General features: G+C 67.1%; 10 protein-coding genes. 5 read left to right on the top strand and 5 right to left on the bottom strand.

All coding sequences use genetic code 11. From position 1 onward, the window contains the following. Nucleotides 1-221: 221 nt before the first annotated feature. Nucleotides 222-1,748: a glycine--tRNA ligase gene (locus tag OH491_RS14160; protein WP_068770678.1), complete on the top strand. Its 1,527-nt coding sequence runs from the start codon at nt 222-224 to the stop codon at nt 1,746-1,748. A 105-nt stretch (nt 1,749-1,853) separates the two neighbouring features. Here the strand turns inward: OH491_RS14160 and OH491_RS14155 are convergent, their stop codons facing one another. Further along, nucleotides 1,854-2,906, bottom strand: coding sequence for a methyl-accepting chemotaxis protein (locus tag OH491_RS14155; RefSeq protein ID WP_068770679.1), 1,053 nt, complete (start codon nt 2,904-2,906; stop codon nt 1,854-1,856). Nucleotides 2,907-3,356: 450 nt separating this feature from the next. Here OH491_RS14155 and OH491_RS14150 point away from each other — a divergent pair, with 450 nt between their 5' ends. After that, nucleotides 3,357-4,232, top strand: coding sequence for an alpha/beta hydrolase fold domain-containing protein (locus OH491_RS14150; protein WP_145928832.1), 876 nt, complete (start codon nt 3,357-3,359; stop codon nt 4,230-4,232). Between the two features lie 115 nt (nt 4,233-4,347). On the opposite strand, the gene OH491_RS14145 is transcribed toward OH491_RS14150, so the two are convergent. Both OH491_RS14145 and OH491_RS14140 read right to left on the bottom strand, forming a co-directional pair. Next, complete coding sequence (locus OH491_RS14145) at nt 4,348-5,487, bottom strand: lactonase family protein (protein ID WP_068770681.1); 1,140 nt, start codon at nt 5,485-5,487, stop codon at nt 4,348-4,350. 219 nt (nt 5,488-5,706) lie between these two features. Beyond that, a complete protein-coding gene (locus OH491_RS14140) occupies nt 5,707-6,345 on the bottom strand; it encodes a nitroreductase family protein (RefSeq protein WP_068770682.1) in 639 nt (212 codons plus the stop codon). Between the two features lie 525 nt (nt 6,346-6,870). On the opposite strand from OH491_RS14140, the gene OH491_RS14135 reads away from it, so the two are divergent. Next, the gene (locus tag OH491_RS14135) at nt 6,871-7,674 is read left to right on the top strand and encodes an RluA family pseudouridine synthase (RefSeq protein WP_334319373.1); all 804 of its coding nucleotides are present in this window, start codon (nt 6,871-6,873) and stop codon (nt 7,672-7,674) included. A 24-nt stretch (nt 7,675-7,698) separates the two neighbouring features. On the opposite strand, the gene OH491_RS14130 is transcribed toward OH491_RS14135, so the two are convergent. Together OH491_RS14130 and OH491_RS14125 are read right to left on the bottom strand one after the other, a co-directional pair. Further along, entirely contained in the window at nt 7,699-8,370 is a 672-nt protein-coding gene (locus tag OH491_RS14130; RefSeq protein WP_068770684.1) for a hypothetical protein, read from the bottom strand. Nucleotides 8,371-8,446: 76 nt separating this feature from the next. Next, on the bottom strand, nt 8,447-8,974 hold the full coding sequence (locus OH491_RS14125; protein WP_068770685.1) for a hypothetical protein: 528 nt from the start codon (nt 8,972-8,974) through the stop codon (nt 8,447-8,449). A gap of 163 nt (nt 8,975-9,137) precedes the next feature. Here OH491_RS14125 and argH point away from each other — a divergent pair, with 163 nt between their 5' ends. Further along, nucleotides 9,138-10,559 carry an argininosuccinate lyase gene (gene argH / locus OH491_RS14120; protein ID WP_068770686.1) on the top strand — a complete coding sequence of 474 codons (1,422 nt, stop codon included), beginning with the start codon at nt 9,138-9,140 and terminating at the stop codon, nt 10,557-10,559. A 204-nt stretch (nt 10,560-10,763) separates the two neighbouring features. Beyond that, nucleotides 10,764-12,638 carry a DNA mismatch repair endonuclease MutL gene (gene mutL / locus OH491_RS14115; RefSeq protein WP_342750526.1) on the top strand — a complete coding sequence of 625 codons (1,875 nt, stop codon included), beginning with the start codon at nt 10,764-10,766 and terminating at the stop codon, nt 12,636-12,638. The last annotated feature ends 16 nt before the right edge of the window (nt 12,639-12,654 follow it).

Raw genomic sequence — 12,654 nt, 5'->3', positions numbered from 1 at the left:
TGCTCGTTCTCTCCTTTGTTTACGGAACGTTTCGAGAACGAGTAAGAGAACGAGAGCGAAAACGATTTCAGACTGGCGCGCAGTTTGGGGCGCTCCCTGCCGTCCGCCAACCCCGCCATTGACCCGCTCTCGGCGCCCCGCTTATAGTCCGCCCTTTTTCATCGCTCCACGCGCGCCGTCCCAGCCCTTTCAACTTCAACTTCCAACTTAAACTTTCCGCCATGTCCACGCCGTCCTCCTCCGCCGAAGTCTCCATGGAAACCATCGTCGCGCTCTGCAAACGCCGCGGCTTCATCTTCCAGTCCTCCGAAATCTACGGCGGGCTCAACGGCTTCTTCGACTACGGGCCGCTCGGCGTCGAGCTGAAGAAAAACATCCGCGACTGCTGGTGGAACGACATGGTGCGCCGCCGCGAGGACATCGTCGGCATCGAGTCCTCCATCATCATGCACCCCAAGGTCTGGGAGGCCTCCGGCCACGTCGCCGGCTTCACCGACCCGCTCGTCGATTGCAAGGTCTCCAAGCAGCGGTTCCGCGCCGACCAGCTTTTTTTCTCGCCCGTCGTCATCGACGGCAAGACCGCCGGCTATGTCTCCGCCCTCGAAAGCGAAAACACCGCCGCCGAGCTCCAGGCCGCCGCCGAGACGTTCAAGCGCAAAAAAGCCCTCCAGGGCGCGCTCGCCCCGGTCGAGCCGCGCGACATGACCGAGGCCCGCCCCGAGGAAATCCCTCAGATCCCCTCCCCCGCCACCGGCGAGCCCGGCAGCCTCACGCCGCCGCGCGCGTTCAACATGATGTTCGAGACCTACGTCGGCGCGCTGCGCGACGCCTCGGCCGTCGCCTACCTGCGCCCCGAGACCGCGCAAGGCATGTTCGTCGATTTCAAAAACGTCGTGGACACCGGCCGCGTGAAACTTCCCTTCGGCATCGCGCAGACCGGGAAATCCTTCCGCAACGAGATCACCCCCCGCAACTTCATCTTCCGCTCGCGCGAATTCGAGCAGATGGAGATGGAATACTTCATCCACGAGGACGCCGACTGGGAGAAATGCCACAAGGAATGGATCGAGTGGTGCCGCCGCTGGCTCATCTCCATCGGCCTGCCCGAGTCGCACCTCAGCCTCTACGACCACCCGAAGGCGAAGCTGGCGTTCTATTCGCGCGGCACCACGGACATCATGTATAAATACCCCTTCGGCGTGCAGGAACTCTGGGGCATCGCCGCGCGCGGCGCCTACGACCTCACGCAGCACGCCAACGCCTCCGGCAAGCCGCAGGAAATCTTCGACGAGGCGACCAGGAAAAAATTCGTCCCGCACGTGATCGAGCCGGCGGTCGGCGTGGACCGCATATTCCTCGCCGTGCTCTGCTCCGCCTACGCCGAGGAACAGGTGGCCGACGAGAAAGGCAAGGCCGAGACCCGCACCGTGCTGCGCCTTTCCCCGCGCATCGCCCCGGTGAAAGTGGCCGTGCTCCCGCTCCTGAAAAACAAGGAGCATCTGGTGGCGCGCGCGCAGGAATTATACAAGAAGGTCAAACGCAAATACACCGCCTTCTACGACGAGTCGGGCGCCATCGGCCGCCGCTACCGCCGGCAGGACGAGATTGGCACGCCGTGGTGCGTGACCATCGATTTCGACACGATCGAGAAGGACGGCACCTTCACCCTCCGCGACCGCGACACCATGCAGCAAAAGCGCATCAGCGAGCCGGAGCTCTTCGCGATGCTGGACGAGCAGGTGTGGTGAAGGCCGGCGCAAGCAACGAAAAGCCGTCCGTCACGCTCCGTTAACCGGCATCTCCCGCCGGACCGCCGAAATGGGCCACGCACCGACGGATGGTGCGGTCGCTTATCATCCGTCGGCGTTTTCCAGTATCACCGAATGCCAGCCGGTGCGGTAGGTCTCGAAGCCCGGCGACTGGGCGTGGGCGACGCGGGTGCGGACGTCCTTGAACATGGCAATGCAGGCGCCGACTTTCTGGCTGAAAAGCCGGGAGCGCTCCGGCCAGTCGAGGCGCTCCGCGAGGATGCGGTCCGCGGTGTCGGCGAGCACGAGCCCGCTGTCATCGACGATGCAGATGCGGGTCGAGGGACGCTGGTCGGGCGTCTCGCGCATGATTTTCTGCGCAAGGCCGTCCCAGTTGAAAACAATGCCGAGCACGCCGAGCGGCTCGCCGCGGGCGTCGCCGCCGCGACACACCTTGCAGGAATAAACCAAGGCGCGCCGGCCCCCGACCAGCGCCGAGGCGTGGACCCCCTGGAAGCCGAACTCGTCACCGCTTTCCGTGGCCAGCGCCGTGGCAAACCAGGGCGCCGGGCGATGCGCCGAGCCGGTCGAGCGGAACTGGTCGGGCCGGCCGTTGGCGATGATCGTCCCGTTCAGGTCGGCGAGCACGATGTCGAAATAAACCGTGTAGGCCTTGAGGATGACGCCGAGGCGCCGGCCGGCGTGGCGCGCCGTCTCGTGGCCGGGCGATTCGAGCGCGGCCACGACGGAGGCGTCGGTCGCCCACCAGCGCACGTCGCAGGAACGTTCGTAGAGATTGCGGTCGATGAGGTCGATGTTCACCCGCGCCAAGTCGCAGAGGCGCGTGCTCCGCACGTCGCTCAGACGTGTGGCGAGCTGGTGGCTGATTTCGGCCAGGCTGCGCATGCGCCCCTCCGCTTCCATCTCGATGGTGCGGGCGGCGGCCTGGGTGCGGTTGGAAAAACTCACCATTTCCTGCCCGACGACCGCAAATCCCCGCCCGGACTCCCCGGCGCGGGAAGCCTCCAGCTGCGCATTGAAAGCGAGGATGCGGGCCTGAAGGTTGATCTCGTTGATTTCCTTGATGGAATCACGAATGCGGGCGAGCACGGTACCAGCGAGTTCGCTGATCCGTTCGGGAGTGACATCGGTGGACATGAAAAATGCACAGGCATGTGAGAGGGAAAAACCCTGAATTGCGGCCCCGCCCTCCTTGCCGGATTTATGCGAGGGGGAGCCATAACGGACACGATCCGGGCACCCGACAAGACGATTTTGAAAATAATCGCGCCACAAAAACCGCGCAGAGCCACGAGGGTGGATGCGCGGGGCGGCACGGGCGACTCGCCGGGGGCTTGGCGACGCTTCGCGTCGTCTGCCGGCTGGAAGCCGGCGCTCCCAGTCGCTGGCGCGGCAGCGCTTGGCTGACACCACTTCCTGTTGCCCTCCCGTGATGCCCTCCGTGTTTGCAGGCTTCACAAACGCGCCCCCGGCGTGCGAATCTCGGCGTTTCCGGTTTGCGATGACGGCGCCATCTCCCGGGTAGCCGGTCCCCGTTCCCGGACGTCGTTGTTATTCGTGAACATCCGCCTCCTTATTCTTTTCGTCATGACTCTCCCTGCCCTGACCGGCGGCGCGCCCGCCGCCCAGCCGCCCGCGCCGCCCGATGCGAAAATCCTGCGGGACATTCCCTATGTCACCGGCGGACATGAGCGGCAGAAACTCGACCTCTACCTGCCCAAAAAGAAAAGCGGCCGGCCGCTGCCGCTGATCGTCTGGGTGCATGGCGGCGGATGGCGCGGCAGCGACAAGGGCCGCTGCCTGCCCGCGGCCAACGGGTTCACGGCGCGCGGTTACGCGGTCGCGAGCATCGGCTACCGGCTGAGCGACACGGCGGTGTTTCCCGCGCAACTCGAAGACTGCAAGGCCGCCATCCGCTGGCTCCGCGCCCATGCCACGTCCCACGACATCGACCCGGACCGCATCGCCGCGTGGGGCTCGTCGGCAGGCGGGCATCTGGTGGCGTTGCTCGGCACGACCGGCGACACGCGCGCCTTCGACACAGGCGAAAACCTCGATTTTTCCAGCGGCGTGCAGGCGGTCGTCGACTATTACGGGCCGACGGATTTTTGCGACCGCAGCCTGCTGAAAGAGAAACCCTCCTTGGGCGGACCCGAAAGCGCCGAGTCGCGGCTCATCGGCGCGGCGGTCAGGGACAATCCCGAAAAAGCGGCCGCTGCGAGCCCGGTCACCTACGTGACGAAAAGCGACGCGGCATTTTTCATCGTGCACGGCACGGACGACCCTGTCGTGCCGATCTCGCAAAGCCGCCGCCTCGACGCGGCGCTGCGGAAGGCCGGAGTGTTTTCAAAGCTGAAGGTCATCGAGGGCGCGGCCCACGGCGGCCCGGAATACGCGGCCCGCGGGCTGCTCGATGAAGTGGATGCGTTCCTCACGGCGCAGTTGAAGCCCTCCGCGCGATAGCCCGCCCTCCCGAGTCTGCGGGGCTGACGCCCCGTCCGGCGGCGAGGACGCCGCCGCTCCGACAAGCCGAGTCAAACTCCGGGGTATCAGACCCAAGGAGTCGAAAAATTCGGGTTTATCTGGCAAACCGCACGCACACGGCGGCGGGAACCGGGACGGGATCGCCGGCGGGCGCGAGGCCGCCCGTGGCGGGGTCGATGCGGAAAACGACAATGTTGTTCGCGTCGTGGTTGGCGCAAAGCAGCCAGCCGCCCGACGGGTCGATGGCAAAATGGCGCGGATGCGCGAGGCCCGTGGCGTGCCCGACGAAAGCCAGGCGGCCGGTGCCCGCGTCGATGGCGAAGACCGCGATGCTCTCGTGGTCGGCGCGGTTGGAGGCGTAGAGGAACTTGCCCGACGGATGCACCGCGACCTCCGACGCCCAGCGGCGTCCGGAGAAATTTTCCGGCACGGTGGAGATCGTCTGGATTTCGCGCAACGCGCCGCTCCGCGCGTCGAGTTCGCAGGCGGTCACGGTGGCGGCGAGTTCGTTGACGACATAGGCAAAACGCCAGTCCGCCGAAAACGCGATGTGGCGCGTGCCCGAGCCCGGCGCGAACGCCGCCGCCACGGCGGGCTGATCGGACACGAACGCGCCGCGCCCGTAGTCGAACCGGTGCGCGAAAACCTTGTCGGCGGCGAGGTCGGCGGAAAGCACGGGGCCGTCCCCGGGAAGCGGATGGATGCAATGCGGGTGCGGCGAGGATTGCTGCGGATGCGCGCCGGTTTCGCGATGCCGGACCGCGCCGGCAAAATGGTCGAGCGAGCCGTCGGGCTCAAGCGTGACGGCGGCGACAAACCCGCCGCCATAGTGCGCGGTGAACACGGCGCGCCCGCCGGCATCGACGGCGATGTGCGCGGCCGCGGACTTTTCCTCGGGGATGATGATTTCGTTGAGAGGCGCGAGCGCGCCGTCCGCCGGATTGATGCGGAAGGCGCTCACCATCCCGTGCGCCGGCTTCGCGCCGTCGTCGCCGATCGCGTAGAGCACCGGGAGCGAGGGATGCTGCGCGAGGAAGGTCGGATTCGAGAGGCGCGCCGCGAGCCCGGGCCGCGAGAGCGCGCCGGTGCGCGGATCGAAACGCGCCATATAAACGCCTTCGCTGGCGTTGCTGCGCGTGTAGGTGCCGAAATAAACGAGGCGTTCGGCGGACGAGGTGGAGGCGGCGGGCAGGATGGCGGACATGAGAAGGAGCGCGGGTAGAAAAAGACGCATGTGCGGCGGTGGGATGAATCACGTGTATGCGATTCGCGGACATTGGCAATGCACGGAAACAGGCGGAACGCCGGTCCGGTCCGAGTGGCACGGGCGTCCCGCCCGTGGACAGGAGCGCGGACATTCCTGTCCGCGATGTCGCGGGCTGGAAAGCCCGCGCTCCTGTAAATGCCGCGGGCGGGGACGCCCACGCCACTCAATCCAATCTGCGCGCGCCGGTCAGGGCGCGGCGGGCACGCCCACGCTTTGGGTGATGACGATGGTCTGGCCGGGCTTGAGTTGCAGCGCATTCGCCAGCGGCCCGGCGTCGAAGAGGCCGCGCACCACGCAGGCGAGCTCCTCGGAGGTGCAATACAGATACGCGTTCTGGCACATCGCGCCGGCGCTCACCGCGCCCCATTGCAGGTCGCGCTCGGATTTGCCGCCGGCCTTGGTCTCGTCGAAAACATAGACGAGGTTCACCGCGGCGGTCTTCACATAGTCTTGGTGGCCGGTGAGCGCGCGCAGGTCGCCGCCAGCCACGGCGACGAGCTTGTTGTTTACGGCATCGTAAAGCCATGCGCCGGTCGCCGTGACCGCATACACGGAAACCTCCTGCTTGTTGCGCGCGGACGGCACGGTGCGGCGCCCGTCGGCGCGATTCACTCCGGCGGCGGACCAGAGCAGGTCGGACATCTGCTTCGGCGTGAGCGCCTTGTCGGCAAAGGCGCGCGCGGATTTGCGCTTGGCCATGGCGGTGAGCACGGGCGTGCCGCCGGATTTCGAGGGCGCGGGCAGGTCGATGGTGTTCGGCGCGTCGGCCAGGGCGAGGCTGGATGCAAACGCGACGGCGAGGAGGAGGGACGGGATTTTTTTCATGGGCGTGTGAGTGAGGAAGATGGACAGGCAAGACGCAAAAGGTGCCAAGCATGTTTCACCCGCGGGCCAAAAAACGTGGCCGGCCACGGCCCGCCCAGCCCGCCTCTTTCTGCTTTTCGGGTCATTTCGGAAACGAAAACGAGCCGGACAAAAAAAGAGGGCCCGCCGATAACCCCTAACGGCGGGCCCTATATTTTCGTTTGTCCAGCCTTGCGGCTGAACATCCATGTTACCCCAAGACCCTGCCGAAGCAGGGCAGATGTAAGCAGTCCCTCAACAAGCAGTGCCCATGCCAAACTGTAAAAGCCTGCGGCCATTCCCGGCTACGAACACAATTTTTACCAAAACGACGTTCTTTTGCGAAAAAGCAGCCAAAATCTCTTTATCATTGCAGAAAGTCTAATGGTCAAAATTAGCCGGATTGGTTACTTTTGACCATCGCGGCACCGGGCGGACATCGGACTGAGGGCACGTTTTGCCGGTTTTTCGGCTTTCCGCGCGCGTCCGGCCGGGTTTTTCTGCGGCGTGGCCCTGCCTCCAGTCATTTTTGAAGACGACTCCATGATCGCGTTCGACAAGCCGAGCGGCCTGCTCATCGCGCCCGATCGCTGGGACAAGACGCGCGAAAACCTCATGGGGCTGGTCCACGAAAAGCTGGGCCACGGCGTGGCCAATGTCCACCGCCTCGACGCCGACACGAGCGGCGTGGTGCTTTGCGCGAAAAACAAGGCCGCGCTGGATTTCCTGAGCGGGCAGTTCCAGTCGAAAACCGCGGGGAAAAAATACCTCGCGCTCTGCGTCATGCTGCCGCCGGAGCGCGCGATGAAGCTCGCCGCGCCCGCGGTCGCGCGCACGCCGTCGGGCGGCCTGCCCGAGGCGTTCGTCATCGACCTCGCGCTCGGGCAGGACGAGTCGAACCCCGGGCGCATGCGCGTGTTTCGCAAGCGCGGCGGCAAGCCGAGCGCGACGGAATTTCGCGCCCTGGAGTGTTTTGGCAAATACACGCTCTTCGAGTGCCGCCCGCTCACCGGCCGCACGCACCAGATCCGCGTGCACCTGGCCGCGGCAGGCGCGCCCGTGCTCAACGACCCGTTCTACGGCGACCCGGGGGAGAGCCTGCTGCTGTCGTCATTGAAACGTGGATACAAGGGCCGCGCGGACGAGAAGCCGCTCATCTCGCGCCTCGCGCTGCACGCGAGCGAACTCACGGTCCGGCATCCGCTGACCCGCGAGCCCGTGACCATCCGGGCGGAAATGCCGGGGGAATTCGAGGTGGCGCTGAAATACCTGCGCAAATTCCCGCCCGGCGCGCGGCGCGGGGGGCGGTGACTCGCGCGGCGCGCCGCGTCGGCCTCAGTCGCGATGGGCGCGGGGGCCGCCCCGGTGGCCTGGGCGCGCCTCGTCCATGTTTTGCCCGGGCAGCACTTTCAGCGTCACGACCTTCGACTCGGATTTCCCGGCGAGGCGCAGGCCGACCTTGAGCTGGATTTCGTTGTTCATCACGCCGAGGAGCGAGGTCATGGGGTCGGGCAGGCCGGATTCGCCGGGCGCGATGGTGAGATGCTCGGGCCGCACGGCAAAGTTGCCGAGCGAGGAATCGCAATGCAGGAACTCCACGTCCACGGGCGCGTCGGTGCCGTTGGTCACGCGCAGGCGCAGCGCGACCGGCGGCAGCGTGCTGTTGGCCATGCGCGGGATGTAAACCTGCTCCTCGGGCTCCGGTTCCTCCAGCATGTACACGTCCGTGAAACCGTCGCCGAGCCCGGCGCGGTTCTGGAAATCCTTTTTGCGCACCTGCCGGAGCCGGAAACCGCGCCCCAGATTCGCCTCGACGAGCAGCTTGCCGTCAAAAAATGCCTCCTGCCCCTGCATCGTCGGACGCTCGGCCTGCTGCTCGGGCGTGTTTTCCGGCACATAGTCGGGCTGGCTGGAGCAGCCGCCCAGAAAAACACCGGCGGCCAGACAGGCGGAGGGAATCAGCTTGGGATACGGGAGCCGGCAGGCGAAGGAACGGAAGGGAATCATGGGCGGGAAGACGAAAAAGACCGGTGTTATTTGGCCCCGGCCGGCGCGCGGTGCAAGGCTCGTCTGCGCCGGACGCTCACAACGCCGGGGCGCCGCCGATGAATGACGGCGCCCCGGTCGCGGAGGTTTCGGCAAAGCGGTAGGTGGTGTTGAAAATCAACTGGGTCTTCGCCGTGACGAACACGCGCACCTTGATCTTCCCGTCGCGCACGCCGGGGGCGGACGGCGTCGCGTGGCCCTCGACGCGGCGCTCCTTGCCGCCGGCGGTTTTCGCGCCGCCCGTGAAGGCCACGCGCTCGCCGCGCTCGAGTTGCGCGAGTTGTTCGTCGGAGAAATCGATCCACAGGCGGCCGCTCTCGTTGCAGAAAAAATACGGCGTCACCCTGGCCTTGTAGCCCGCGTCGTAGCGGCCGGCGTCGTTGCGCGTGAGCGCGGTCATCTCCAGCGCGACACTCCCGACATAGATGGAGGTTTTCATGCGCGGCACGACCACGGTCGCGTAAGGATGCGCGGCGGCCGCCGCGCCCCCCGGCGCCGGTTCGGCGGCGGCAGGCGCGCCCCCCGCGCACAACGCGGCGGCAAGCACGGCGAATCGCAAAAACATGCGCCCACTCTTGCCCCAATCGCCCCCGCGCGCAACTCCCGCCTTTCCGCGCTTTCGCGTTGCCCCCGCGCCCCTCACCGCGTGCGATACCCATCCGCATCCCGTGCCCGCCCGCCTCTGACTTCCACTCTCCTCACCGCCACCCTCCACTCATCTCCCGATCATGGCCAAAGCCAAACCCGCCCAAACCAAAGCCGCCCAGGCCACCTGGGGAGGCCGCTTCTCCGCCGGTCCCGCCGAGCTCATGCTCGCGTTCAGCGAATCGGTTTCGTTTGACCGCCGCCTCGCGCCCTTCGACATCGCCGGCAGCAAGGCCCACTCCGCCATGCTCGCGCACGCCGGCATCCTCACCGCCGCCGAGCGCGACGCCATCCACGCCGGCCTCGACGCCATCCTCGCCGAGATCGACGCGGGCAGGTTCGCGTGGGACGTGAAGCTCGAGGACGTGCACATGAACATCGAGCAGGCGCTCACCCGGCGCGTCCCCGCCGCCGCCAAGCTCCACACCGCCCGCAGCCGCAACGACCAGGTCGCGACCGACATGCGCCTCTTCCTCCGGCACGCCTGCGCCGCGCTCTCCGAAAAAATCGCCGCCGCCCAGCGCGCCATCCTCGCCGCCGCGCGCGGGCACGCCGATGTATTGATTCCCGGATACACGCACCTCCAGCGCGCCCAGCCCGTGTTCCTCGCGCACCACCTCTTCGCCTGGCTCGAAATGCTCCAGCGCGACCGCGCGCGCCTCGCCGACACCGCCGCGCGCGCCAACTGGTGCCCGCTCGGCTCCGGCGCCATCGCCGGCACCACGCTCCCCATCGACCGCGAGTTCACCGCGCGCGCCCTCGGCTTCGTCGATGCGCGCGGCCGCCCGCAAGTCACGCAGAACAGCATGGACACCGTCGCCGACCGCGACCTCTTCATCGAGTTCGCGCACGCCTGCGCGCTCTTCGGCGTGCACCTCTCGCGCATCGCCGAGGACCTGATTCTCTGGTCGAGCGCCGAGTTCAAGTTCGCCGACCTGCCCGACGCCTTCTGCACCGGCTCCTCGCTCATGCCGCAGAAAAAGAACCCCGACTCGTGCGAACTCCTCCGCGGCAAGTCCGCCCGCCTGCAAGGCAACCTCCACACGCTCCTCACGCTCGCGAAGGGCCTCCCGCTCACCTACAACCGCGACCTCCAGGAGGACAAGCCGCCGCTCTTCGACAGCTTCGACCAGGCCTCGCTCTGCGCCGACGTGCTCGCCGGCACTTTCACCGGCCTCAAGATGAACCGCGACCGCTGCGCCGCCGCCGTGGCCGACCCGGCCCTGCTCGCGACCGACCTCGCCGACTACCTGGTCGAGCGCGGCGTTCCCTTCCGCGAGGCGCACCATGCCGTCGGCGCCGTCGTGCGCGCGGCGGAAACGCTGGGCGTGCCGCTGCACGAGGTTCCCTTCGCCGAGGTGCGGAAAATCCACCCCGCCTTCGCGGAGGACTGGACGGCGGTCTTCGACCTCAAGCGCGCCATGGAAAAACGCCGCGGCACCGGCATGCCGGGCCCCGCGCAGGTAAGGAAACAATTCAAACGCTGGGAAAAATTGCTCTCGTGAACTCAAAAATTCCAAATCTCGAAATTCCAACGGGCGAGGCCGTGCCTTGTCGGGTGCGCGGAAATGCTCCGCTGAAGCGCCGTGCCTGCCGCCAGTTTCTTGAGATTTGGATATTTGGAATTTGAAATTTTTTTGGGATTTAGAATTTCGGGATTTGGGATTTTTTCCTCCCGTTTCACGCTCCCCCGTCAAAAACCTTTCACTGTGTCCGGCTCCTCCAAAATCCGAGTCCTCCCCGACCGCGTGGCGAACCAGATCGCCGCCGGCGAAGTCATCGAGCGCCCCGCCGCGGTCGTGAAGGAGCTGGTGGAAAACGCCCTCGACGCCGGCGCCACCCGCGTCGAGGTCGAGTTCCGCCACGGCGGACGTTCTCTCATGCGCATCGAGGACAACGGCTCCGGCATGTCGCGCGACGACGCCCTCCTCGCCCTCGAGCGCCACGCCACCAGCAAGATCACCGAGGCCGCCGACCTCGACCGCCTCGGCACCCTCGGCTTCCGCGGCGAGGCCGTGCCCTCCATCGCCAGCGTGTCCCATTTCCAACTGCAAACCCGCGAGCCCTCCGCCGACGCCGGCACCGAGGTCGTCGTCAACGGCGGCAGGCTCGTCCACGTCCGCGAATGCGGCCGCCCCCCCGGCACGCGCATCGAGGTCACGCATCTCTTCAACTCCGTCCCCGCGCGCCGCAAATTCCTGAAAAGCGACAACACCGAGGCCGCGCACATCATCCACGCCGTGCGCCTCTACGCGCTCGCCTTCCCGCGCGTCGCCTTCACCCTCGTCGAGGACGGCCGCGTCATCTTCCGCTCCCCCCAATGCGACACCCTCGCCGAGCGCGTCGCGGGCATCTTCGGGCGGCAAATCGCCGACGGGCTCATCCCCGTCGAGGCCGCCGAAAACGGCATGCGCCTCGCCGGCCTCATCGGCGGCCCCGGCCAGGGCCGCTCCACGCGGCACGAGATGATCACCTTCATCAACCACCGCCCCGTGGACAGCCGCACGCTCAACTACGCGCTCATCGAGAGTTTCCACGAATCGCTCCCCAAGGGCCGTTATCCCGTCGCCTTCATCTTCTTCGAGATCGACCCCGCCGCGGTGGACGTGAACGTGCACCCGGCCAAGCGCGAAGTCCGTTTCCGCAGCGAGCCGGCCGTGCGCGGCTTCGTCATCCGCGCCATTCTCGAAACCCTGCGCGCGCACGGCCAGACCGCGGCAGGCAAGGCGGGGCTGGATGACGCGGGCCCCCACGCGGGTTCGGCTGGCGGTGGCACGGGCGTCCCGCCCATGCTTCCGCCAAACGAACACGGGCGGGACGCCCGTGCCACCCAATCCGCCGCCCCCGCCTCTGCGTTCCCTGTCCCGCGCGTCCTCCCGCCGCCCCGCTCTTTCGGTATTCAGAAATCAACTACGCCATCGCCCGGCGCCCCTCCATTGCGGGCCGCCGCCGCCGCTGGCGACGCCCAATCCGCGATCCGCGATCCGCAATCCGCATTTGCCCGCGCCGCCCCCGCCTGGCGTTACCTCGGCCTCGCGCACTCCACTTACGCGCTCTTCGAAACCGCCTCGGGGCTCGTCCTGCTGGACCGCCGCGCCGCGCACGAGCGCATCTGGTTCGAACGCCTCCGCGATCAGTTCCGCTCCGGCGAGGTCCCCAGCCAGCGGCTCCTTCTGCCCGTCCCCGTCGAGCTCGACGCCATCGCCACCGCGCTCCTGCTCGACCGCCTCGATTTCTTCAACCGCCACGGCTTCGAGATCACCGAGTTTGGGCGCAACTTCTTCCGCATCGAAAGCGTGCCCGCCTGGATGGAACCCGCCGACGCCGATCCTTTCGTGCGCGACCTCCTCGGCGCGCTCCGCGAAGGCCGCTTGCAGGACAAAAGCATCGACCTCGCCCGCGACGAGCTGGCCCGCCTCGCCGTCACCAAGGCCATCCGGCTTCCCGCCACGGTCGGCGAATCCGAAATCCGCTCCACCCTCGGGCATCTCTTCGCGTGCGAGACCCCGCTCACCAGCCCGGCCGGGCGCCCCACGTTCATCGAACTGACCCAGTCCGAACTCGCCCGCCGCTTCGCCCGGTAGCCGCGCGCGGCCCGTC

It is taken from the genome of Termitidicoccus mucosus (genome assembly GCF_038725785.1).
Lineage (GTDB): Bacteria > Verrucomicrobiota > Verrucomicrobiia > Opitutales > Opitutaceae > Termitidicoccus > Termitidicoccus mucosus.
The sequence above is the reverse complement of the archived record's forward strand: the minus strand, read 5'-3'. Positions and strand labels throughout refer to the sequence as shown.

Coding starts and splice junctions, on each gene's coding strand:
- OH491_RS14160 (WP_068770678.1), top strand. CDS start 222: ATGTCCACGCCGTCCTCCTCCGCCGAAGTCTCCATGGAAACCATCGTC.
- OH491_RS14155 (WP_068770679.1), bottom strand. CDS start 2,906: ATGTCCACCGATGTCACTCCCGAACGGATCAGCGAACTCGCTGGTACC.
- OH491_RS14150 (WP_145928832.1), top strand. CDS start 3,357: ATGACTCTCCCTGCCCTGACCGGCGGCGCGCCCGCCGCCCAGCCGCCC.
- OH491_RS14145 (WP_068770681.1), bottom strand. CDS start 5,487: ATGCGTCTTTTTCTACCCGCGCTCCTTCTCATGTCCGCCATCCTGCCC.
- OH491_RS14140 (WP_068770682.1), bottom strand. CDS start 6,345: ATGAAAAAAATCCCGTCCCTCCTCCTCGCCGTCGCGTTTGCATCCAGC.
- OH491_RS14130 (WP_068770684.1), bottom strand. CDS start 8,370: ATGATTCCCTTCCGTTCCTTCGCCTGCCGGCTCCCGTATCCCAAGCTG.
- OH491_RS14125 (WP_068770685.1), bottom strand. CDS start 8,974: ATGTTTTTGCGATTCGCCGTGCTTGCCGCCGCGTTGTGCGCGGGGGGC.
- argH (WP_068770686.1), top strand. CDS start 9,138: ATGGCCAAAGCCAAACCCGCCCAAACCAAAGCCGCCCAGGCCACCTGG.